We start from the raw sequence: 25,121 nt of genomic DNA on the forward strand, positions 1-25,121 counted from the left end.
TTTTGAATCATGGGGATTAAGTTAATTACGATCGATATTGATGACACGTTAGTGAACTCTGATAAGCAGATTACAGCACGTGTCAAACATGCACTGCAAAAAGCTTCGAATCAAGGAATTAAAGTCGTATTGGCGACAGGTCGCCCACTTTCGGGAGTACAAGATTATTTAACAGAGCTGGCACTAGCTAATCAGTCAGATCAATTTGCAATTACCTATAATGGTAGTGTTGTTCAAACAACAGCTGGTGAACAAATTGGCGGTCATGAACTATCTTTGGCTGACTATAAGAAATTTAAAGGCATTGCTGATAAATTTCACTCTTATATTCAAGTAGAATCATTATCTTATGCCATCACGGCTAACACGATGGTCAATCGTTTTGCTAATGGTGAAAATAATATGGTACGTATGCCGTTAAAATTTCAACCAATGGCGGAAATGACAAGCAATGAACATTATGTTAAATTTATGTTCATCGATACGGCAGAAAAAATTGATGAAATTGCTGATAATATGCCGCAAGATTTAAAAAATGAGTATTATATTGTCAAATCAACACCGGATTTTTTAGAAGTGATGCATAAAGAATCAACAAAAGGAAATGGCTTACAATTGTTGGCGGATAAATTAGGTATTGATATAAGTGATACGATGGCATTAGGTGATCAGTATAATGATTTAACAATGATTGCAGCAGCTGGTACAGGTGTGGCAATGGCAAATGCCGTACCAGAAGTGAAAGCAACGGCGGATGTGATGACGACTTCACAAAATGAGGATGGGGTCGGATTAGCCGTAGAAAAATGGGCTTTGAACCAATCTGTCCCAGAATTAGAAAATTAAAAGTAAAAGCATTTGCCGAAATGACAGAAATATTGTAATATTAGACATTGAGTAAGACCGCGAAAGGACGTGCAGTGATTTGGCATTAACACAATTTGACGACCAAAATAAGAATGAGCTTTCAATGATTGAAGTTGCTCGTGCAATTTTGTCTGACCGTCATGAAACCATGGGATTTAATGACTTGTTGAATGAAGTACAAGCATTTACAGGTAAGTCGGATGAAGAAATTCGGACGCGCTTATCACAATTTTATACTGATTTGAATATTGATGGTTCATTCATTTCATTGGGTGATACAATGTGGGGACTGCGTTCGTGGTACCCAATTGACTCAATTGATGAGGCTGTTCATTTGGATCTAGAAGAAGAAGTTGAAGGCAAGCCTAAGAAAAAGAAGAAGCGTAAGAAGATTAACGCATTCTTGGCTGATGCGGATGACGACGATGACGTTATTGATTACAATGACGATGATCCTGAAGATGACGACTTCGATGTTGCAGATACTGATGATGATGATAGTACTGACGATGACGATGATGATGACAAGAAAGATACCGATGGTGATTTTAATCATGATGAGGTTTCTGGTGGACTTGGTGACGAAATTAGTGGCATCAAGACAAACGTAGATGATGACTACGGTTCAGGTGATATTGAACATTAATCATCAATTAATTAATTGACAAACATGGAATTTTCATGTATTATTAAATTCCGGGCTCTTGTATTAAATACAAGGCGTAATCAAAGTTGATTAATGCTCCCAACGCTACCATAAGCATTGGGAGTTTTTTTATTTTTTGTTGGCATTGGCATAGAACTCGGAGGATATATTTATATGACGGCTAAATACATCTTTGTTACTGGTGGTGTGGTTTCATCATTAGGAAAAGGTATTGTTGCAGCATCACTAGGACGGTTATTAAAAAATCGTGGTTTTAAAATTGCGGTACAAAAATTTGATCCATACATCAACATTGATCCAGGAACCATGTCACCATATCAACACGGTGAGACATTCGTCACTGAAGATGGCTTGGAAACAGATTTGGACTTAGGTCACTATGAACGCTTTATTGATATTGACTTAAACAAATATTCAAATGTGACATCTGGACGTGTATATTCAGAAGTTCTTGCAAAAGAGCGTCGTGGTGACTATGATGGTGCAACTGTCCAAGTTATCCCACATATTACGAATGCTCTAAAAGAAAAGATGATGCGTGCAGCTGAAACAAAGGATGCCGATATCGTGATTACCGAAGTCGGTGGAACAGTCGGTGATATTGAGTCATTGCCATTTATTGAAGCATTGCGCCAAATGAAGCGAGAAGTAGGTCCTGAAAATGTGGCTTATATTCATACTTCATTGATTCCATACTTGCGTGCAGCAGGTGAGATGAAGACGAAGCCAACCCAACACTCTGTTGCTGAATTACGTTCATTAGGTATTCAACCCGATATGTTAGTTGTTCGTACTGAGCAACATATCACGAAGGGTATGCGTGATAAGTTAGCATTGTTTACTGATGTGGCACCTGAAGCTGTGATCGAGTCATTAGACGTTGATATTTTGTACGAAGTTGTCTTGAACATGCAAAAGCAGGGGATGGATGATGTTGTTTTGAAGCGCTTAGGACTTTCAGCACCAGCCGCCGACCTAACGGAATGGCGTGGTATGATTGATAAGATTCGTAATCTTAAGAAGAAAATCAAGATTGCGCTCATTGGAAAGTACGCTGACTTACAAGATGCTTACATTTCAGTTAATGAGGCCTTGCGTTCTGGTGGTTATGCAGTCGATACTGATGTTGAAATTAGTGCGATTAATTCTGAAAACGTGACATCAGAAAATGTGGCCGAAGTGCTTGCAGATGCTGATGGTGTGATGATTCCTGGTGGCTTTGGTTCACGAGGAACTGAAGGTAAGATTGCGGCTATTCAATATGCTCGTGAAAATAATTTACCATTCCTTGGTGTTTGCTTAGGTATGCAATTAGCAACTGTCGAATTTGCTCGTCACGTCTTAGGACATGCTGATGCTAATTCTATTGAGTTAGATGAAAATACAGATACACCGGTTATCGCTTTGATGAACGGTCAGAAAGAAATCACAAATCGTGGTGGTACCATGCGTTTGGGATTATACCCTGCATCATTAAAGGAAGGTAGCCTAACCAAGAAATTGTATGGTGATCAAGCAGAAATACAAGGTCGTCACCGTCATCGTTATGAATTTAATACAGCATACCGTCAAGAGTTTGAAAATGCGGGAATGATTTTTGCTGGAACTTCTCCTGATCAGAGTTTGATGGAAATTATCGAGATACCTGCTAACGACTTCTTCGTAGCAGCACAATATCATCCAGAATTAACATCACGTCCAAATCGTCCAGAACCTTTGTATGCTGGATTTGTTAAGGCTGCTTTGAATCATAAAGAAAAATAATTTTAAAAATGATTGATAATTTTAATTATCAGTCGTTTTTTTTAGGTTATTATAGTATTCAGTTGTTATAATAGTTTAAGTAGTTGTTCTTAAAGGGGCTTATTTCTCTATTTATGCTTTTTTCAAGTAAAAAGATAAATAAGCGACATATTCTTGTAATTTAATTGTAACTACTGTAAACTTGTTTAAGTGTATTGTTAGCAATGGTGACCGACCATTATCGTTCGGCGATAGTCGAATGGTTAATAACAATGAAAAAATTTTGAATGAATGGACCTTAATAAAGGATGATAGAGTAAAAACTCTAAAAGGATTGATAAAATGAAGAAGTTGGTAATCCATGGTGGACGACGGCTCAGTGGTGAAGTAACCATTGGTGGGGCAAAAAACTCAACTGTTGCACTAATTCCAGCAGCAATTTTAGCTGAAACACCTGTAAAATTTGATAGTGTACCTGATATTTTAGACGTTTATAATTTACAAGCTATTTTGAATTCAATGAACGTCACATCTACATTTGAAGGTGGTGAATTAATGATCGACCCAACTGATATTGTTGAGTCTGAATTGCCATCAACAGCAATTAAGTCATTAAGAGCATCTTATTACTTTATGGGATCTTTATTGGGTCGTTTTGGACGAGCAACCGTAACATTCCCAGGTGGTGATAATATTGGACCACGTCCGATTGATCAGCATATCAAGGGCTTTGAAGCCTTAGGGGCAACAGTTCATGAAGAAAACGATACTGTGTTTATTAATGCAGAGAACGGTTTAAAAGCCGCTCGTATTTTCTTGGACGTTGTTTCAGTAGGTGCCACAATGAATATTATTATGGCAGCCGTACACGCTGAAGGAACAACAGTACTAGAAAATGCTGCTCGTGAACCAGAGATCATTGATCTGGCTACTTTTTTGAATAATATGGGTGCGCAAATTCGTGGTGCCGGAACTGACGTTATTCGCATTACAGGTGTTGAACACTTAGAGTCTAAGAACACACATACGATTATTCCAGATCGTATTGAAGCTGGTACATATCTTGCTTTGGCGGCCGCTCAAGGAGATGGTGTGCTAGTTAAAAATGTTATTCCTGAACACTTAGAGTCATTTACAGCAAAATTGTTGGAAATGGGTGTTAAACTGGATGTTCGTGAAGATAGTATTTATGTTCCAAAATCAGTTGATTTACAGCCAATCCATGTTAAAACGGCACCTTTCCCAGGGTTTGCGACTGATTTACAACAACCAGTTACGCCACTATTGACGTTGGCTGGTGGAACAAGTGTGATTCAAGAAACAATTTATCCAGAACGCACACGTCATATACCAGAATTGCAGAAGCTAGGTGTTGATATTTCAAACAATACCTATGGACAAATTGAAGTGACACAATCAAGTGATTTTCATGGTGCTCGGGTATCTGCTGCCGAAATTCGTGCGGGTGCTTCATTAGTTGCAACGGGATTAATGGCTGATGGTGTTACTGAGGTGGTTAATGCAGAGCACGTTTTGCGTGGTTATGATCATATTATCCATAAGCTAACAATGTTGAATGCAGACATTCAAATTGCAGAAGAATAAAGAACATTTAAAAATGTAAAAAATGAGATGTTGTGCAGAAAGTTAGACATTGTTCTAGTGAAAGCGTACACATTTTGTTTTTTACATTTTTTTTAACAAATAATTCAAAAAAATAGGCTTAATGGTTGCTAATTACCTATTATCAGGATAAACTAGATAAGTTACAAAAATAGAGGACGATTACTAATAGTAAACGCAGTATGGACGCCGGATTGTGTCTAGTTTATTGTTATGTTGATAAGTTCACGATATTGAAGAACGATTGTTGCGGCAATCGTTACCGGAGGAAAAATTTTGAAGTTTTCAGAGTTAGGTCTTACGAAAGACCTGTTAACGGCCATTGAAAAGCATGGCTATGTAGAAGCAACGCCAATCCAGGAAAAAACAATTCCCTTGACTATGGCTGGTAAAGACGTTATTGGTCAAGCACAAACGGGAACTGGAAAAACAGCAGCGTTTGGGTTGCCAATCTTAGAGATGATTGACAGTGAAAATAAAGATGTGCAAGCATTGGTTGTCTCACCAACCCGTGAATTAGCCATCCAAACACAAGAAGAATTATTTAAATTAGGTCGTGATAAGCACGTCCGTGTACAGGCCGTCTTTGGTGGTTCAGATATTCGTCGCCAAATTAATGGTTTGAAACATGGTGCTCAAATTGTTGTTGGAACACCTGGCCGTTTAATTGACCACATCCGTCGTGGCACAATTAATTTATCACATGTTAAGACATTGGTTTTGGATGAAGCTGATGAAATGTTGAACATGGGATTCTTAGAAGATATTGAATCAATTTTGAAGGCCGTTCCTGATGAGCGTCAAACATTGTTGTTCTCAGCAACAATGCCTGCAGCAATCAAGCGCATTGGTGTGCAGTTTATGACTGATCCTGAGCACATTCAAATTGCTGCTAAGGAATTGACAACTGACTTAGTTGACCAGTATTACGTACGTGTACGTGATTTTGAAAAGTTCGATGTACTAACTCGTATTTTGGATGTACAACAACCAAAACTAGCAATTATGTTTGGTCGTACAAAGCGCCGTGTCGATGAATTGACACGTGGTTTGGAACTACGTGGCTTTAATGCTGCTGGTATCCATGGTGACTTAACACAACAAAAGCGTACCCAAGTTTTGAAGCAATTCAAGCATGGTGAAATTCAAATCTTGGTTGCAACTGATGTTGCTGCTCGTGGACTAGATGTTTCAGGTGTTGATTACGTTTACAACTTTGATATTCCTCAGGATTCAGAATCATATGTCCACCGTATTGGTCGTACTGGTCGTGCCGGTGCTCATGGTAATTCTGTAACCTTTGTAAGTAACTCAGAGATGGATTACCTAAAGGATATCGAAAAGCTAACTAAGAAGCGTATGCAACCATTAAAGCCTTATACTCGTGAAGAGGCTTTGGCTGGTCGTATGAACGTAGCAGCTGATTCAGTAGCCGACATTGTTAAGTCAACTGCTGGTGTTGCTGATTCAGAACAAGTTGACAAGTTAGTTGAACAATATGATGCCCAAGAATTAGCTGCTGCCTTGTTAGGTGCTGTTGCTAATGTTGAGCAAATGGATGCTGACTTTAAGTTGTCACATGAACGTCCATTGCCACACAAGCACGGTAACTTCCGTGGTGGACGTCGTGGTGGCGGACGCCGTGGTGGTGGTTATCGTGGTAACCGTGGACAACGCGAGCGTCGTTCATATGATCGTGGTTCACGTAATGGTTCAGGTGATCGCTCACAACGTGGTCGTTCAGGATCTTCACGTCGCCAATCACGTAATTTTGTGATTAAAAATAACGACTAATTAATATACTTTAAGTATAAAAGGTTGAGACAAAAAGTGTCTCAACCTTTTTTGCTGTCTTTTTTATGTTTATTAAATAAAAAAATAGTCAAACATTGATGGGCTATAGAGGGTATAATGAATATAATATTTTCGGAGGTATGTACATGATTGTTGGACATGGAATTGATGCGCAGATTATTAGTCAGGTTAGTGCCGTTGCTGAACGACGCCCCGGATTTGTTGATGTTATTCTGACGCCAGCAGAACGTGCGGTTTATGATGCAAGAAAAGGCAAGCACCGTCAAGAATTTTTAGCTGGCCGATTCTCAATCAAAGAAGCCTATAGCAAAGCAATTGGGACTGGTATTGGTTCACAAGCACATTGGCAGGATATTGAAATTTTACCTAATGAAGCTGGGCAACCTGTCATGGTCAAACACCCTAGACAAAATCAAGTTGTTGTACATATTTCAATTTCACATACTGGTGACACTGTCCATAGTTCGGTTATTCTAGAGAAGGCGGTTACGTCATCAGTAGCAGGGGAGAATCACGAGAAAGTTGCGAATCAAGCCGTTATTAGTACCAGACGCCCTGCTTGGATAGAAATTTCGGCAAGCGCGATTGCACAAAACATTGCTACGGTACGTGAGTTAACTGGTACGCATCATTTTATCGCAATTGTGAAAGCAAATGCTTACGGTCATGGCTTGGCACAGGTCGTGACGGCTGCCAAGCAAGCTAACGTAGATGGTTTTGGTGTGGCAACTATTGATGAAGGCATTTGGCTACGTCAGTATGGTGTGATGGAACCAATCTTTATCTTAGGCGTAACACCAGCTGACTATGTTGATGACCTTGTGGCACACCAATTAATACCAGTCGTTACGAGTGAAGCATGGTTGGATGCTGTAAGCTGTAAATTATCTCGTCAGGCAACCCTAGTATTATCAATTGGTGTTGATACAGGAATGGGTAGAATTGGTATTCGGCATCAGGAAGAACTACAACGAGTCGTTGAGAAAATTAATCAAAATGATCAATTAATTCTGAAAGGTATAGGGATGCATTTTGCAACAGCTGATGAAAAAGACCAGACATACTATCAACAACAGGTGAAAACTTGGCATAAATTGGTTGATAATTTACCATTACCTAGTAATATCTGGTATCATTTAGCAAATTCAGCAACATCACTGTGGCATGAGCAACCAAGTCACGATGCAATACGTGTGGGTGCTGCTATGTATGGCTTCAATCCTTCTGGTAAAGAAATAACAACAGATAAATTGACGCCAGCATTGTCCCTAAAAGCTGAGCTTGTTCATGTTAAAAAAGTCGCGGCTGGTACTGCGATTTCCTATGGTGCAACGTATACAACCACGCAACCAGAATGGATTGGTACGCTACCACTCGGTTATGCTGACGGTTACGCACGTCAATTGCAGGGAATGTATGGCTTATTGCCAGATGGTCGACATGTTGAAATGATTGGGCGTATTGCTATGGATCAAATGATGGTACGTTTACCTGAGGACATGCCAATTGGTACCGTTATTACGCTAGTTGGTAAAGTAGGCCAAGAAGAGATTACATTGGCAGGTTTGGCGGATCATTTAAATACGATTCCGTATGAAGTTGCAACTAGTTTATCAACACGCTTGCCACGAAAGTTAGTAAAGTAAAGAGAGATATATGGCTAATAAAAATGAGATGAAACGTGGTGATATTTTTTTTGCTGATTTATCACCTGTAGTTGGATCGGAGCAAGGTGGTCAACGTCCGGTCGTGGTTGTTCAAAATAATGTCGGAAATCAGCATTCCCCAACTGTAATTGTGGCACCAATTACAGCTAAAATAGCTAAACCCAAGTTGCCGACACATGTTGGTTTACCGGCAGAATCGGCGAATACAGGTATTGGAAAAGATTCTGTTATTTTATTGGAGCAAGTTCGAACGCTTGATAAGCGTCGTCTACAAGATAAAATTGGCGTTGTACCGGCAGAATTGATTGTTAAAATTGATCAAGCCCTATTTATCAGTCTTGGCTTAGTATAATGAAATAATCTGTGAATGGGGTTGGGACAAAAAAAGTGTCCCAACCTCTTTATGCTTAAAATATATCAAAGGGGGGGTAGATATGCATCAAGAACAGGCAACTGAACAAAAAAGATTAGATACTGTCGTACAAAAAATAGATCAGCAATTGTTGGAAGCAAAAGACGCCTATGCAAAGGCTCATTCAGAAACACGGGCCGTTGAAAGTAACTACATTGCTAACACATCAATTAACACGGCTGAAGTTGATGATTCGATGGAGACTAATGCTGAAATTCAACAACAACGTAATATTGTTGCTCGTGTCACAGAGACCGAGAATATTATGGCTAAATCCGTGGATACGCTAACCATGTTACGTCCAAATCCATATTTTGGTCGGGTAGATATTGTTGAAGATAACTGGCCGGAAACACTCTATATCGGGTTGGCATCCCTTCAAGATGATGAAGGTGAGTTTTTAATTTATGATTGGCGGGCACCGATTAGCGGTGTTTATTATAATGGGACTTTAGGACAAGTTAGCTATCCAACTCCTAATGGTGAGCAGACTGTTGATTTACAAAAGAAAAGACAATTTGTTATTAGTGATGCCAAGATTACGAACATGTTTGACACGAATGAAACTGTTGGTGATGAAATGTTGCAATTTGCACTGGGACAGCAAAATGATGAAGTGATGCGGAACATTGTTGCAACGATTCAAAAGGAACAAAATCAAATCATTCGCGATACAACGAGTGATTTATTAGTCGTCCAAGGAGTGGCTGGTTCTGGAAAAACATCAGCTATCTTACAGCGAATTGCATTTTTACTTTTTCATGCGCGTGAAGCCCTTAATTCTGATCAAATCGTCCTTTTTTCGCCAAATCGGTTATTTTCGAGCTATATTGCTGATGTCTTACCATCATTGGGTGAACGGAACATGCGCCAGGTCACATTAGCTGAATTTTTCAGTGCGCGTTTGCAGGGATTGACAGTGCAAACCTTATTTGATCGTTATGAACAGGAGCAACAAGTGATTGGATCGGCTAGTCGACGTATTCGTGAAGTGCTCGAAAGTGCTGATATTGTGACATTTATTCAGCAATATGTTGCACAATTATCGACGAAGGACTTACATTTTGTTGATATTTATTATGAAGATAAGATGTTCTTTAGCGCGACAGAGTTAGCTAGTTATATGGCATCACTATCTGATAACTATTCGGTTCGCGAACGTATTGATAAAGTTCAAAAACATTTTATGCAGGTATTAATGGACCGTATCGATAGTTTACAAGATGCTGATTGGGTATTAGAAGAATTAGACAATTTGACAGATCAGGAATATCAAAACTTACTGGGTGACGAAGATATTGAAGAAACATTGGTATCCGAAAATGTTGATGATGTTATTTCATTGGTGGCTAAGCGGTATCTAATGAAACATTGGCAGGTTATTGATGATGCTTTGTATAATAATTTCTATCTTGATATTTATGAGCAATATGCGGCCTTCTTGACATATATGGGTACGCAAGATGAGGCACATGCCGACTGGTGGGAAGCTAAACAAGAGCGCTTTGCAAGGCAATTAGAGTACCATCGCATTGACTTAGAGGATGCAGCACCATTGCTATTTTTGCGAGATGCTTTGACTGGTGGTGGTACAAATCAGGCCATGTCATACGTGTTTGTGGATGAAATGCAAGATTATGCGTTATCACAACTGTTGTACTTAAAACACGCATTTCCCAAAGCAAAATTCACGGTATTAGGCGATTCTGAGCAAGCTTTGTTTCGGGCTGTTGAAACTCCACAAGCTCGCCTAAACAAATACGCCCAAGCCTTCGCCGCTAAACAGCCAACCTTGATTAAGTTGAATAAGGCTTATCGTTCAACACAGGAGATTATGAATTTTGCTAAGGCATTGCTACCGGATGGTGAAGATATTATCACCTTCACGAGACATGGAGATAAGCCGTTATTGATTCAAACGGAAGCAACGCAGGTTGATGATGTGTTAACAGATGAAGTGGCACGACTACGTCAAGAGTTTCAAACGGTGGCTATTTTGACTAAAACTGCTGATGAATCAACTGCGGTAATGGATGCTTTATGCAATTATCCAGAAACAGTACAATTGCTACATGCAACGGATCGTTCACGTGTGGCTAATGTACTAGTAATGCCCATTTATTTAGCAAAGGGATTGGAATTTGATGCCGTTATTGGCTATAACGTTTCACAAGAAAATTACCCGGATGGTAAAGCAACTGGCTTACTATACACTTTGGCATCACGTGCGATGCATGCGCTTAGTTTGATTAGTATTGGGCAAGTATCTGGACTGATTACACACGTGCATGAGACGATTGAAAATAAACAATTACATAATAACTGATGAAACGCTTGTTATCGTCTTCAAAAACTTTTACAATTGGTTTTGACGAATTTGATTTTGTGACCATGTCACAATGGAAAGAAGAAAAATATGACTGAAAAGAAAGTTTTGTTAACTGGCGATCGCCCGACCGGTAAACTACATATTGGACATTATGTTGGTTCATTAAAAACCCGAGTTGCAATGCAAAACTCTGGTAAATATGACCCCTTTATTATGGTAGCCGATAAACAAGCATTTACTGACAATGCTCGTAATCCTGAAAAAATTCAAAACTCTCTTTTGGAAGTCGTTTTGGACTATTTAGCAGTTGGTATCGATCCCGCGAAGACAACGATTTTCGTGCAATCTGCCGTACCAGAACTATCAGAACTAACAGAATACTTTTTGAATCTAGTATCAGTGGCACGTGTGCAACGTAACCCAACTGTTAAGGCTGAAATTCAACAAAAGGGCTTTGGTGAAAGCATTCCAACTGGTTTCTTTATTTATCCCGTGTCACAAGCAGCTGATATTGCCCTATTTAAAGGTCAAGTCGTACCAGTTGGGGATGACCAAAAACCAATGTTAGAGCAAACACGTGAATTGGTTCGTACGTTCAACCATTACTACAATACTGATATATTGGTAGAACCTGAAGGTATTTTTCCACCAGAAGGACAAGGACGTATTCCCGGTCTAGATGGTAATGCGAAAATGTCAAAATCTTTGGGTAATGCGATTTACCTAAGTGATGATGAAGAAACACTTTGGACTAAGGTAAAGTCAATGTACACTGATCCAACCCATGTACGTTTGTCAGATCCAGGTCATGTTGAAGGTAACATGGTATTCACTTACCTTGATATTTTTGATGAAGATAAAGCATATGTTGCTGATTTAAAGGCACAATACGAAGCCGGCGGATTGGGCGATACGAAAATTAAAAAATATTTGTTTGAAGTATTAAACAAAGAATTAACACCAATTCGTGAACGTCGTGCACAATATGCAGCGGATAAAGATGCTGTTTTGGATATTGTGAAGGCGGGATCTGAAAGAGCCCGTACGATCGGCCAACAGACGATGGCGGAAATTCGCCATGCAATGGGAGTCGATTACTGGGGTTAATGATTAATTGATACCTTGAAGGAGCATGAAATGAGTTATTTGGCAGTCATTGACTTGGGTTCAAATTCAACCAGAATGGTGGTTGAGGAACTACAAGATGATGGAAATTTTGTTGAATTACGTCGACGCAAATTAGATACGCGTTTGGCAGAAGGCATGGATGAAAATGATGGTGAATTGACGGATGCGGCAATGACGCGGGTCGTTGATGCACTATTAGAATTCCAGCAAGATTACATGATGTTTGATGATGTGACGGTGGTTGGCATTGCAACAGCGGCCGTTCGTGAAGCAGAAAATCAAGCTGAATTCTTGGACAAGGTTTTTCGAGCAGTCGGTGTCGAAATTCGTGTGTTAACGGGTGACCAAGAAGCTTATTATGATTATTTGGGTGCAGCTTCAGCATTGGATATACCAGATGCTTGGTTACTAGATACAGGTGGTGCTAGTGTTGAACTAGTTGGTATTGAAGATCGCATGGCCACAAATATGATGAGCCTACCTTTTGGCGCGGTCAACTTATCTGAAAAGTTTAAGTTGAATGTTGCCGGGGTGGTGTCACCAGAAGTACTTGCTAAGGCCACTAAGTATGTGAATAATCAATATGCTAAATTGCCTTGGTTGGACGATACGGTTACATTACCAATCATTTTATTAGGTGGTGCTAACCGATCACTAGCTAGGTTAGACCGGGTACAACATGGTTTGGCCGCTGATTCTGATTTTCATGGTTATGAAATGACGACGGCAGCAGTCATGGCTATTTATGAAAAGTTGATTAAGATGACTAGATCAGAACGAGAAGAACTATTAGGATTAGAGGCTAATCGTGCGGATATTATGATCAGTGGGTTGTTACCATTGGTTGAATTGATTAAACGTACAGGTTCTAATAAAGTTGTCTTTTCATCTTCAGGAGTACGCGAAGGGCTCTTACAAGAGTATCGTATGAATAATTAAAAAATAAAAGAAGTCGAAGCTTTCCGGTTCAAATCGGAAAATTTCGACTTCTTTTGTGTAAAACAGTCCTTATAGCAGAATGCTAAGCGCTGGGTGTCACGCTCTCATAAACGCGATAAATTTTCAATCCAGCCAATATAACACCAACAATGCCTGCATGCCTACGTAGTCGCTGCGGCGAAGCAGTCACTGTTAGCGTTATATTGACTGTCAAAACGAAAATTTATCAGCTCTGCATTAAACGCGATAAGCTGCCAGTCCGTCAAAAATAAGCAATAAATATGTCACACACCTACGCAGTCGCTCCGGCGGTGCGCCAAGTTTATCACTTATTTTGGACTCCAAAACAGCAACTTATCAGCTCTGCATTAAAAAACCGCCGGTACGTTGACCCGCGGTTACTTTTGTTATATCTATGAAAAGTATAACAAGGAGAGCACTTGAGTTTGCTACCCTATATTCAATTGTAGTGGCAATGTCTAGAGGCTTAATCTGCAGATTTAAACGACTGTCGCTAGCACCACCGAAACCAAATACATCTTGCTCGCAACTACTACTCATCCACATTTATTCGTTTAAAAAGCGAACCGTGTCGGGAGCAGCCTTCAAATCAACATACATGTTTTCACCCTCAATTATAAGAGCTATCGTATATTGTTGAAGTAACCGATGCTAATGTCTGCAAGACTGTCAATTCATGACTTAATGTTTATCATTCAAAATGTGATACGAAGGTATATCTTGCATCATTACTGTGACACGCCCATATGGATTTTAGTAGCTAAAGCGATGTTTGAGGTTGAAAAGAAATCAATTTTCAAATCATCTACCTACCTTTCCTTTGGTACATCATTATAGTAACACGCATTGGAAGCGGTTACAAATATAAAGCCTCGGCTTAACGATCAAAATTTACAATATGTGGGTTAGCGCCTGTTACACCAGCCTCTAACATACGCATGGTCGTTAATAATTGATCATCAGATACTAATTTTGGTTGTTCGTTAACAAGTGTGTCAAAAATGGTATCGTAAACAGAACCATAGTCACCTTGAATAGAAGGGATGAACTTTTCTAAACGATCGTTATTTTGATTGTAGTAAGTAACTTTGCCATAATCTTGTGGTGCATCTTGACCGAAGCCAGGATCACCTGGCATAATACCAGTTTTCAAATCATATTCTTGTTGGTCAATATTGTGCTTGATATAAGATCCCTTAGTACCGTGCAAAATCCACTTAGGATAGTGATTAACAATTGTTTCGCTTGACTGTACAGTTGCCTTAAAAGCATCTTGGTAAAAATAGTTCACCTCAAATTGGTCGGATAATGTTGCTGATAAATCACGCGTTGACCTTAAATCATAGGCAACGGTTTGTGGTGCACCAAATAGTGAAACAATTTGGTCAACTAGGTGAGCGCCATGGTCAAACCAGGTTGTTTCCATGGGGTTACCAGTCAATTTGGCATCATTTGGTCGATAATGATCCATATGTAATTCAAGTTCAACGGGTCGACCAACATAGCCAGCGTTTAAGACATGTTTTAATGTTAAAAAGTCACTATCAAAGCGGCGATTTTGGAACGGCATGAAAAATAAGCCTTTTTGGTTGGCTAAGTCAACTAGTTCTGAAGCTTCTTGGGTTGTTGCCACCAATGGTTTGTCGACTAAGATGTTTTTACCAGCTAGCAGTAATTGGCGAGCAACTGTAAAGTGAGTTGGTGCTGGAGTTACGACGATAACTAAATCAAGCGTTTTGTCAGTTATGATATCTTGGATATTTGTTGAAAAAATTGTCCCTGTTTTTTCAAGAGCCGCCCGTTCTTCAGGGCGTTTATCAATGTGCGGTGCAACAACGCGACTAATATGAAACTTATCAGGTCGTTGACGTACATATGGAATGTGATAGCGGTTGGTACTTTTTCCAAATCCAACATAAGCAATGTTAAGCATAAGTATCCTCCAAAGTGTGTTTTGATACTATTTTCACTTAATTCATGTATTTGTGCAATAGATGTTAGAATAGTAATATGAAATAGAATGATAAGTGAGTTTTTATACAAAGGTATAAGCGATATTTTAGGAAAAACTGGAGAATCACCATGGTTAGTGAACTAAAATCAGATATTTTACATGAAGTTATTTTAAGGCGACCTGATCAAAGTCATAAAGGGGACTATGGTCATGTGCTGCTGATTGGGGGAAGTTTACAATTTGGTGGCGCTATTTTAATGGCCAGTCAAGCAAGTGTTGGTGCTGGAGCAGGGTTAACTTCAGTAGCAACTGATAAAGTGAATTTAACGGCTTTGCATGCCCGAACACCAGAAGCAATGTTTATCGACTGGGAAGATAGTGACCAGGTGGTAGAAAATATAAAAAAGAATGATGTGATTGTGATTGGACCAGGTTTAGGCACAGATCAAAAAGCGGTTGATTTGGTCAAACAAGTATTTGCAACCGTCAAGCAAAACCAAATTTTGGTAGTTGATGGGTCAGCACTGACGATTATGGCGGAGTATCATTTGATGTTTCCTCGCCAGCCATATACGATTGCTACACCACATCAAATGGAATGGGAACGTTTGAGTGGTGTGCAATTAAATTATCAAACAGAGCATCAGTTAAATGAAGTCCAACGTCAAATTTTGAATTTGGATGTGTTGGTATTAAAGCAACATCACACGTTGATCTATGCTCAGGATGAGCTTCGCCAGTTATTAATTGGTGGTGCTTACCAAGCAACTGGTGGTATGGGAGATGTCTTGGCTGGTACGATTGGGGGCTTTGTTGGTCAATTCAAAAAGAACCACTTAAAGGCGGTTGAAGCAGCTGTTTATGCGCATTCGATGATTGCCCAGGAAATGGCCAGACATAGTTACGTTGTAAAACCATCTTTCATAGCAGATGCTTTACCAAACTATATGGCACGTATTCAATCCAACTTATAAAGCATACATGGGTCGGTGCGAATTTCCATAAAGAAGTGTATAATTGAAAAGAATGTTAATCGTGGAGGAGTTAAATAATGACAAAACAATGGCGTGCTGAAGCGTTGAAATATGAAGATGATTTACTAAAAGATTTAAAAGAAATGTTAGCAATCAAGTCGGTTCGTGATGATGAAGCGGCAACAACTGATGCACCTTTGGGACCAGGTCCTAAAGAAGCATTGTTGAAGTTTGAAGAGTTTGCTAAGCGTGATGGTTTCCGTGTGGGTAACTATAAGGATTTGGTTGCTTATGCTGAGTTAGGGCCTGAAGATGCTGAGGAAACAGTTGCTATTATTGGTCACTTGGATGTTATGCCAGAAGGTGATGGCTGGACAAAAGACCCTTGGACACCAGTTGTTGAAGATGGTCGCCTATATGCCCGTGGTGCATCTGATGATAAAGGACCAACATTCGCAGCTTATTATGCGTTGAAGATGATCAAGGAACTTGGACTAAAGTTGAACCGTAAATTAGTCTTGGTAGTTGGAATTGATGAAGAATCTGACTGGACTGGTATGGATGAATTCTTCGCTGAGTATGGTGAACCAACGATGGGATTCTCACCAGATGCTGAGTTCCCAATTATTAACGGTGAAAAAGGAAATGTCTCAGTTGTAACACGTTTTGATGGTACCCAAGGTGGTTCATTGAAGCTACTTTCATTTACTGCTGGTCAACGACCAAACATGGTACCTGGTGTAGCGAAAGCAACGGTCGAAACAGCCGATGCCGACGCTTTAGTAGCTGCTATGCAAGCTTACTTAGATGCTGAAACTCGAGTTAAGGGTGGAGCAACAGTTGATGGGAACCAGGTAGCTGTTACCTTCTATGGTAAGCAAGTTCATGGTGCGATGCCTGAAACAGGTGAAAATGCCGGAACTTACTTGGCTAATTTCCTACAAGACCAAGACTTTGGTGGTAATGCACAAGGCTTCTTGACATTCTTGGGGACTAAATTACACGATGACACGGTTGCTGAAAAGATTGGTGCTAAGAAACATGATGAATTAATGCATGATTTGTCGATGAATGTGGGAATCCAACGCTTTACTGATGGGCAAGATGGTTTTGTTAACGCAAACTTCCGTTACCCACAAAATACAACGGCCGATGAAATTGAAAAGCATGTTGCACAGTCATTACCTGTTGGATTTGATGCAGTCGCTAAGCAAGAAGGTCATGCACAAGTGCCACATTATGTACCTGGTAATGATCCACTTGTACAAACGTTGTTACAAGTTTATCGTGAGCATACTGGCTTGCCAGCTGATGAACAAGTTATCGGTGGTGGTACATTTGGTCGCTTACTAAAGCGTGGTGTCGCCTTTGGTGCGATGTTTGAAGGTACGCCTGATACAATGCATCAAGCTGATGAGTTCTATCCAGTTGCTGATTTGACACGTGCCATGGCTATTTTTGGTCAAGCAATGTACGAATTATCAAATGTGGAATAGTTTTAAAATCAAATAATTGTTAAAAGTTAGCGAAGAGATATCGCTAACTTTTTTTCATTTTCAATAAAAACGTGTTACAATTACGTAACATAGACGCTAAAAACACTGCCATGACAATCAGGTAGTGTGGTGCAGGACAGGGATGGTGTTACTAACGTCACACCATCCCTGTCCTCTGTTTTTCCATAGTTAAAAATAACGCAAAGAACGCTATATTTTGCGACCTTTACTATGACTGATTAACGAAACTATAGTAACCTAATATTGAAAACAAGTTATTATTAAAATGTTAGGGAACCTTAAGGATTAGGCAGTATACTAATAACAGTAAAAAAAAGAGAGTAGAAAGAGTTATGAATCGAAAAGTTTTCGTTCTGACAGGTAATACGGGAACTGGTAAAACGACCGTTGCCAATTATTTAAATGAGTTTTATGAAATGCCCAAGGTGATCACACACACAACGAGACCACCCCGAGAAGGTGAAATTGACCAAATTGACTACTATTTTGAAACCGAACAGTCTTTTGAGAATAATCATTATTTAGAAAGTGTTGCGTATGCCAATTATCGTTATGGGTCATCATATGAAGGCCTTGAACGTGCTTGGGAAAAGAGTCCATTAATTAGTATTGTTCTCGATACCGCTGGTGCAAAAACCTATTCAGAAAAATTGGGGGATGCGGCAGTCGTTATCTTTTTGACCGTCACAAAAACTGATGAACTTTTGGGTAGACTATCAAAACGAGGCGATAATTTAGAAGAAACTCGTCGACGGATGGCAAGTGAAGAATACCAACGTGATGTGCAATTACCCGAACCTTTACAAGGAATTGCGCACGTTGTTGTTAATGATGATTGGTTAAGTACAAAAGAAAAAATTGACAATATTGTTAAGCAGGCCTTAGTTTTTGACCTGGAGGAGGAGTAACATCTTATGGCATATCGAACACCACCATTTATGACACCAGTTGCGTTAGTATCAATTATTTTAGCAGTTAGTGCTGGTAATGCAGTCGTTAATGTTTCTACAAATTCTTCCAATGGTGCCGCAAAGTCATCATCAGTATCTAGTAGTATGGTTTCATCATCAAGTGTTAAGTCTTCGGTTAGCTCGTCAGATGATTCCGCTAGTGTTTCAAATGAATCGGATGTGACTGATGAAGATTCAGTTGCCGATGATACATCGGTTAGTTCGGCATCGAAATCATCAGCAAGCAACTCAAGTCAATCAACTGATGAGGCGTCTACGGATACCACAACGGATGGGACAACTGATGATGCAACCAATAATGATACCGATACAAATAATACGACTGGCAATACTACTGATGATAATACAGCTGGGACAAATAATAATACGACCGGAAATGCAACCAATGACAATGCGGCACAAGGAGGAACTAATTAATGTTATCGATATTAGATTTACTTAATCATTATCTTGGTTTCTTCAACGTCAATGCTCGTTGGAAGGGGCAGATGTATACGATCCTAGCCGGTGTTGGTAATTTTTATATTTTATATCTAGCGGTACGGCATATTCAAAACGGTGCCTACTTACGGGGTGTGTTACTAGCGTTAGGATTTTTGTTTATTCTTTATTGTGTCGTTTTAAATATCGTTTACTATTACACGCAGAAAACAGTGAAGTGGGATATTTCGCCAAAACTTGAGAAAGTTTTGGGTGGCCCACAAGCAGCGAAAACAACGGACAGTCAGGCAATGCCTTATGTGCCAGCCAGTGGTCTTTATGACAAACAACAAGTTTTACCAGCAACTGCCGTTTCAGATGATGATATGGCTGCCGAGCTAAATAAAGTTGTTGATCAATTACGTGAAGGTGGCCTGATTAGTGAAAATTATGGTGGCTTATCAGAGAAAGAACAGTTAGCTTTTCTAGCTACTGGTCAACAAACTATTTTTGCTAACCATCCAGGTACGCCATTACCTTACTTCCGATTGGAAGAAGAACGTGGTGGTTTGTCGATTTATGGTGGGATGAATGAAATGTTGGCGTCACGTTTGGCGCGGATTCAAACAGTTGGTTTGCAACCAGTTGACTTAGCATTAGAATCATACAATTTATATATTGCATCTGTTGTCGTGACTGGTGGACCAGGGAAGTCCCGTGGTCGTCATGATTTAATGCCTGTCGAAAAACCTTACGAGTTAGCAGTTGAGTTAGCATATACAAAAAAATAGATAATCGCACATAATTGATTATTTCTTCATGTCAACAAACTTAACAATATGTTTGACAATTAAGATAAACTCAGATTATTATTAAATTAGCGACCCGTCACGAATAAAATCGCGGCGGGTTATTTTTATATACGGGATAATTTTTTAAGGTAAATTATCCATAAGGAGGAACCACTATGTCGATGATCGAATTCAAAGATGTCAACAAGTTTTATGGTGATTTTCATGCGTTGACGGATATCAATTTAAAGGTAGAAGCTGGGGAAACGGTTGTTTTGATTGGACCTTCAGGTTCAGGAAAATCAACATTGATTCGTACGATTAATGGTTTGGAACCAGTTCAGGGCGGACAATTAATTGTAAATGGGCAGGATTTAGCTAATCCTAAGACAGATATGAACCGTACGAGAAAGAATGTGGGGATGGTTTTCCAACATTTTAATTTGTATGCAAACAAATCAGTTTTAGAAAATATCATGTTAGCACCACGGTTAGTGTTGCATCGTGATGAAGAAGAAAATAAGAAAGTTGCCATGGAGTTGCTTGACCGTGTTGGCTTAGCTGACCAAGCTGAAAAGTCACCATCAGCTCTGTCTGGTGGACAACAACAACGTATTGCAATTGCGCGTTCATTAGCAATGAAGCCAAAAGCATTGCTATTTGATGAGCCAACATCGGCTTTGGATCCTGAGATGATTACTGGTGTCTTGCAAATTATTCAAGATATTGTGGGTGATTCATCAATGACGACTTTAGTTGTGACTCACGAAATGGGCTTCGCTAAGGAAGTTGCCGACCGTGTTATTTTCATGGATAAAGGGAAAATCCTTGAAGATTCACCAACTAAAGAGTTTTTCTCTAACCCAAAGGAGCCACGTGCACGGGAATTCCTATCGCAAATTATTCGTTAAGGAGGCGCAACATGAAAAGTAGATTTCAAGTTGTTATGAAGACAGTTCTTGCAGCTGCTGCAGTCGCCTTGTTTGCTGGGGCAACCGGAGAAACAGTCATTCACGCAGACAACGTTAAAAATGAGACATATGATCGGGTGATGAAAACTGATCGTATGAACTGGGGTGTCAAGGGCGATACGAAATTGATGGGGCTAATGAATATCAAGTCGGGTAAGCTTGAAGGATTTGATGTTGATATGGCCAAGGAAGTTACGAAGCGTATCAATCCTGATGCAAAAGTCGAGTATACGCAGATTACTTCTGGTACGCGTGTACCTATGCTGCTAAACGGTAACATCGATGCTATTATTGCGACGATGTCTGTTACACCAGACCGACAAAAAGTTGTTGATTTTTCAGACCCTTATTTTGATGCTGGGCAGTCAATTATGGTTAAAAGTTCAAGCAAGTACCATAATGTGAAGGAATTGAATACACCTAAGGCCCGTGTGTTGGCTGTGCAAGGTTCGACTTCAATTGATGAAATTAAAGACTTTGCGCCAAAGGCTAAAGTTGTTGGGTTGCAAGATTACGCAACGGCATTAACTGCTTTAAAGGCAGGTCAAGGTGATGCGTTAACGACTGATAATGGTATTTTATATGGTATGGTTGCTGGTTCTAAAAACTTAGAAGTTCGTGGTGGTACCTTCACTAATGAGCCTTACGGTGTGGCGATGCAAAAGAAAAATCCTAAGTTAGTCAAAGCCGTGAATAAGGCAATTAAGGATATTAAGTCAGACGGTACTTATGCTAAGATGGTCCAGAAATGGTTCGGTAACATTAAGGGAATGGATTGGAAGGAGTTGGCTAAATAATGATCTCACTATTTCAATCACATGCTAGTGAATTTTTGACGGGATTCGGCTGGACAATTGCTTCATCAGTTCTAGCGCTGATTGGTTCGCTTATTTTAGGAACAGCTTTCGCACTACTAGAAGTTATTCCGAACAAGCTAGCTAATATTATCGGTCGTATCTATATTGAAGTTGTTAGAAATATTCCATTGTTGGTTATTACGATGTTTTTCTACGTTGTTATTGCTAACATTATTAAAATTAGTGGTTTTGCGGCCGGAACGTTTGGTTTAACGTTATATACTTCAGCTTTTATTGCTGAAACGGTTCGAGCAGGTATTAATGCAGTGCCAAAGGGCCAACTAGAAGGGGCGATGTCAAACGGTCTTTCTTGGTGGCAAGCAATGCGTTACATTGTTCTACCACAGGCTTTTAAGTTGGTTATTCCACCACTAGGTAATCAATTTATTAATTTGATTAAAAACTCATCAGTGCTTGCATTCGTTGCCGGGCTGGATTTGATGTACCAAGCAAATCAGATTTCACAAACGACATTTGATACATTTGGTCCATTTATCATTGTTGGTATATTCTATCTTATCCTAACAATGCCAATGAGTTATTATATGCGTTATTTGGAAAACAGACTTGAAAAGAATGGAGGTCGCGCATGAGTGGATTCTTTTCAGCATTTTCGTGGGTGAATATGCGCTTCTTGATGATGGGGCTAGGTGTGACTATCCAAGTTGCGGTAGTCTCAATTGTCTTGAGTTTCATTATTGGATCAGTGTTGGGTGTGATTAGATATGTAAAAATTCCTTACTTTTCACAAATTGTGGGATTTATTATCGACTTAATTCGTAATTTACCATTACTATTAATTATCTTTTTCACCTATTTTGCTTTGCCAAAGGTTGGTATTCACTTTGGTGTTGTCACGTCAACTATCTTCGCCTTGACGATTTTTGAGTCAGCAATGTTGGCTGAGATTATTCGTTCAGGTATTTTGGCAGTTCCTAAGGGACAGCTCGAAGGTGCCTTGTCAAATGGATTAAACTTCAAACAAGCTTTGTGGCACATTATTTTGCCACAAGCATATAAGAAGATGATTCCACCGATCGTTTCACAATTTGTTTCTTTGATTAAGGATACATCACTAGCAACCATTATTATGTTGCCGGAGGTTACTTATCGTGCCCAAATTGTGTACGCACAAGAACCAAGTGCAATCATTTCAATGTTCTGTGCATTGGCAGTGATTTACTTTATCTTGAACTTTATTATTTCAAAGATTGGTGACCTATTAGATCGTCGTATGACGGCCTAGAGTTGTCATTAATACAAAGAGAGCGAGACAAAAGTCGCTTTGAAGTCGGTGTGTAACGTTGTTCGCGTTACATTGAGGCTTCAGACTTTTGGAACGCGTTTATGCTATAAAATTTATAGCCTTGTAATTAAAACATTTTTAGCACAAAGTGATTGAGACATTCATTTGTCCCAATCACTTTTTTTATTGAAAAAATGAGAAAACGATGACCTGATAAAATGAACGGATTATGAGAGTACGTTGTAGCCATCCGAACGTCATGATGTTGTCATATCAGTGATGAAATTAACAACAATGATGAAAATCCAAAGCTTCATTAAAATGAACTTAAAAAAATCGTTGACTATAAAATCGGTTTATTATATGATTATGAAAAAGTTATCACGTAATATGAATGTGGTTAAGGAATGGGGAAAATATGAATAAGACATTAAAGATTAGTGCATTGTTGTCGGGTGCAGTTATTCTAGGATCGACGGTCGTGCCGGTTACAGCTAGTGCTGCAAAGTATAAGACGATTAATTGGACTGAAAGTGCCAATGTTGGAACGATGGACCCTTCAAAGACAACGGCAGCGATTGATTTTAACTATTTACAAGCAATCGGTGAAGGTTTGTATCGTATGGATAAGACGGGTGAACCAAAATTAGCCGGTGCAACATCTGTTGATAAGTCAGACGATGGGTTAACTTTAACGTACCATTTGCGTGATATGAAGTGGTCTAATGGTGATGATGTGACTGCTGACGATTATGTTTATGGTTGGCAACGTACCAATGATCCAAAGACAGCTTCACAATACGCTTACTTGTACTCAGGTATTAAAAATGCTGATGCTGTGCAAGATGGTGACAAGCCAGTTACAGATCTAGGGGTTAAAGCAGTTGATGATCATACGTTGGAAGTAACGCTTGATCGTCCAATGCCACAACTTGAGTCAGTATTGACGATGGCTACTTTTGAACCACAAAACAAGAAGTTTGTGGACAAGGTTGGTAAGAAGTATGGTACTGCTGCTAAGTACACGATTTCTAACGGACCTTATACAATGAAGGGCTGGACTGGTTCAAATAATAAGTTCTCTTTGGTTAAGAATTCAAAGTATTGGGATGCTAAGACTGTAAAGTCACCAAAGATCAACATTCAAACTATCAAGGACCAAAATACTGGTTACAACCTCTATAAGTCAAAGAAGGCTGACTATACAGCGCTTTCTCCTGACCAATATAAGGCCTCAAAGAACAAGAAGGACTACACTGTTATCGCTCAAGCTTCAACAGCATACATCGAATTCAACGAGCATAAGAAACCGTTGGATAATAAGAATATCCGTAAGGCTTTGTCAAAGTCAATTGATCGTAAGACGATGGCTTCAAAGGTTTTGGGTGGTACAGGAACACCTGCAACTTCATTTACTTCAACCAAGTTAGCTAAGTATCCTGACATTGGCAAGGACTTTGCCAAGGTTGCTAGTGATAAAAAGGCTGTTGGTTATGACTTGAAGGAAGCTAAGAAGCTTTGGAAGCAAGGCCTAAAGGAGTCTGGTAAGAAAAAGGTTACGCTACAATACTTGACTGATGATACTGATGGTGCCAAGCGTGCCGCTCAATTTATCCAATCACAAATGGAGAAACTACCAGGTTTGAAGGTAACGATTAAGACAGTCCCATTCAAGCAACGTATTTCATTATCAGATGATAAGAAGTTCGATATGGTTAACACGATTTGGGGTGCAGATTATGCTGATCCATCAACCTTCTTAGACTTGTATACTTCAGATTCATCATTTAATAATGGTAGCTGGAAGAATGCCGATTATGATAATACAATGAAGGCTGCTAAGACGACTGATGTTAACGATGAATCAAAGCGTTATGCAGATTACGCCAAGGCTGAAAAGCTTCTACAGGAAGATGCTGCTGTTGCACCTACTTACTATCAAGCGAAGCCATCACTATTAAACACAAAGGTTAAGGGTGTTGTTTCAAATACTGTTGGTGCACCATTTGACTGGAAGTGGGCATACAAGAAGTAATTTGATTTTTAATTAATCAAACAACGTTAAAGAATTGAGAGAGTGTGGCAAAGGTATTTGTCTGGCTCTCTCATTTTTTATCACTAAATTTGTGAAAAAGTAAATTTAAATAAAAAAACTTTCATTTTTTGATAGGTATTTACTAAAGTCGATTAAATTTAGGTAAATAGCAGA

21 protein-coding genes are annotated in these 25,121 nt (G+C 39.4%); 20 read left to right on the forward strand and 1 reads right to left on the reverse strand.

Annotated elements, in window-relative coordinates:
* Positions 1-9 precede the first annotated feature (9 nt).
* The 10 genes from FFM62_RS02420 (at position 10) to FFM62_RS02465 (ending at position 13,190) form a co-directional block, all read left to right on the forward strand.
* Entirely contained in the window at positions 10-846 is an 837-nt protein-coding gene (locus tag FFM62_RS02420) for a Cof-type HAD-IIB family hydrolase (protein ID WP_115470678.1), read from the forward strand.
* 79 nt (positions 847-925) lie between these two features.
* Complete coding sequence (gene rpoE, locus FFM62_RS02425; protein WP_115470679.1) at positions 926-1,513, forward strand: DNA-directed RNA polymerase subunit delta; 588 nt, start codon at positions 926-928, stop codon at positions 1,511-1,513.
* Between the two features lie 174 nt (positions 1,514-1,687).
* Positions 1,688-3,298 carry a CTP synthase gene (gene pyrG / locus FFM62_RS02430; protein WP_115470680.1) on the forward strand — a complete coding sequence of 537 codons (1,611 nt, stop codon included), beginning with the start codon at positions 1,688-1,690 and terminating at the stop codon, positions 3,296-3,298.
* Positions 3,299-3,619: 321 nt separating this feature from the next.
* Positions 3,620-4,882 (forward strand): UDP-N-acetylglucosamine 1-carboxyvinyltransferase, encoded by a 1,263-nt coding sequence (murA, locus tag FFM62_RS02435; RefSeq protein WP_115470681.1) that lies wholly within the window; start codon positions 3,620-3,622, stop codon positions 4,880-4,882.
* A gap of 294 nt (positions 4,883-5,176) precedes the next feature.
* Positions 5,177-6,694 (forward strand): degradosome RNA helicase CshA, encoded by a 1,518-nt coding sequence (gene cshA / locus FFM62_RS02440; RefSeq protein WP_115470682.1) that lies wholly within the window; start codon positions 5,177-5,179, stop codon positions 6,692-6,694.
* A 146-nt stretch (positions 6,695-6,840) separates the two neighbouring features.
* A complete protein-coding gene (gene alr, locus FFM62_RS02445) occupies positions 6,841-8,361 on the forward strand; it encodes an alanine racemase (protein ID WP_115470683.1) in 1,521 nt (506 codons plus the stop codon).
* Positions 8,362-8,371: 10 nt separating this feature from the next.
* Positions 8,372-8,734 (forward strand): type II toxin-antitoxin system PemK/MazF family toxin, encoded by a 363-nt coding sequence (locus FFM62_RS02450; protein WP_115470684.1) that lies wholly within the window; start codon positions 8,372-8,374, stop codon positions 8,732-8,734.
* 82 nt (positions 8,735-8,816) lie between these two features.
* Positions 8,817-11,120 (forward strand): RNA polymerase recycling motor HelD, encoded by a 2,304-nt coding sequence (gene helD / locus FFM62_RS02455; RefSeq protein WP_115470685.1) that lies wholly within the window; start codon positions 8,817-8,819, stop codon positions 11,118-11,120.
* Between the two features lie 90 nt (positions 11,121-11,210).
* Complete coding sequence (trpS, locus tag FFM62_RS02460; RefSeq protein WP_115470686.1) at positions 11,211-12,230, forward strand: tryptophan--tRNA ligase; 1,020 nt, start codon at positions 11,211-11,213, stop codon at positions 12,228-12,230.
* Positions 12,231-12,260: 30 nt separating this feature from the next.
* A complete protein-coding gene (locus FFM62_RS02465) occupies positions 12,261-13,190 on the forward strand; it encodes a Ppx/GppA phosphatase family protein (protein WP_075269012.1) in 930 nt (309 codons plus the stop codon).
* An 898-nt stretch (positions 13,191-14,088) separates the two neighbouring features.
* Here the strand turns inward: FFM62_RS02465 and FFM62_RS02470 are convergent.
* Complete coding sequence (locus tag FFM62_RS02470; RefSeq protein WP_115470688.1) at positions 14,089-15,144, reverse strand: Gfo/Idh/MocA family oxidoreductase; 1,056 nt, start codon at positions 15,142-15,144, stop codon at positions 14,089-14,091.
* Positions 15,145-15,293: 149 nt separating this feature from the next.
* On the opposite strand from FFM62_RS02470, the gene FFM62_RS02475 reads away from it, so the two are divergent.
* The 10 genes from FFM62_RS02475 to FFM62_RS02520 all read left to right on the forward strand — a co-directional run bounded on the left by FFM62_RS02475 (position 15,294) and on the right by FFM62_RS02520 (position 24,947).
* Positions 15,294-16,139 carry an NAD(P)H-hydrate dehydratase gene (locus FFM62_RS02475; RefSeq protein ID WP_115470689.1) on the forward strand — a complete coding sequence of 282 codons (846 nt, stop codon included), beginning with the start codon at positions 15,294-15,296 and terminating at the stop codon, positions 16,137-16,139.
* Between the two features lie 77 nt (positions 16,140-16,216).
* Complete coding sequence (gene pepV / locus FFM62_RS02480; RefSeq protein ID WP_115470690.1) at positions 16,217-17,635, forward strand: dipeptidase PepV; 1,419 nt, start codon at positions 16,217-16,219, stop codon at positions 17,633-17,635.
* A gap of 353 nt (positions 17,636-17,988) precedes the next feature.
* Positions 17,989-18,564, forward strand: coding sequence for an AAA family ATPase (locus FFM62_RS02485; RefSeq protein ID WP_115470691.1), 576 nt, complete (start codon positions 17,989-17,991; stop codon positions 18,562-18,564).
* Positions 18,565-18,570: 6 nt separating this feature from the next.
* On the forward strand, positions 18,571-19,044 hold the full coding sequence (locus FFM62_RS02490) for a hypothetical protein (RefSeq protein ID WP_115470692.1): 474 nt from the start codon (positions 18,571-18,573) through the stop codon (positions 19,042-19,044).
* Positions 19,044-19,838, forward strand: coding sequence for a DUF6681 family protein (locus FFM62_RS02495; protein WP_115470693.1), 795 nt, complete (start codon positions 19,044-19,046; stop codon positions 19,836-19,838). Before FFM62_RS02490 ends, FFM62_RS02495 begins: the two co-directional genes overlap by 1 nt.
* A 176-nt stretch (positions 19,839-20,014) precedes the next feature.
* The gene (locus FFM62_RS02500; protein WP_075269020.1) at positions 20,015-20,749 is read left to right on the forward strand and encodes an amino acid ABC transporter ATP-binding protein; all 735 of its coding nucleotides are present in this window, start codon (positions 20,015-20,017) and stop codon (positions 20,747-20,749) included.
* Positions 20,750-20,760: 11 nt separating this feature from the next.
* A complete protein-coding gene (locus tag FFM62_RS02505; protein WP_174855236.1) occupies positions 20,761-21,606 on the forward strand; it encodes a glutamate ABC transporter substrate-binding protein in 846 nt (281 codons plus the stop codon).
* Positions 21,606-22,259: an amino acid ABC transporter permease gene (locus tag FFM62_RS02510; protein ID WP_115470694.1), complete on the forward strand. Its 654-nt coding sequence runs from the start codon at positions 21,606-21,608 to the stop codon at positions 22,257-22,259. Before FFM62_RS02505 ends, FFM62_RS02510 begins: the two co-directional genes overlap by 1 nt.
* Positions 22,256-22,912 (forward strand): amino acid ABC transporter permease, encoded by a 657-nt coding sequence (locus FFM62_RS02515; protein ID WP_075269022.1) that lies wholly within the window; start codon positions 22,256-22,258, stop codon positions 22,910-22,912. The genes FFM62_RS02510 and FFM62_RS02515 overlap by 4 nt, the downstream gene beginning before the upstream one ends.
* A 418-nt stretch (positions 22,913-23,330) precedes the next feature.
* Positions 23,331-24,947: a peptide ABC transporter substrate-binding protein gene (locus tag FFM62_RS02520; protein ID WP_115470695.1), complete on the forward strand. Its 1,617-nt coding sequence runs from the start codon at positions 23,331-23,333 to the stop codon at positions 24,945-24,947.
* Positions 24,948-25,121 lie beyond the last annotated feature (174 nt).

Origin of the sequence: Weissella thailandensis (assembly GCF_005405465.1) — a bacterium.
GTDB lineage: Bacteria > Bacillota > Bacilli > Lactobacillales > Lactobacillaceae > Weissella > Weissella thailandensis.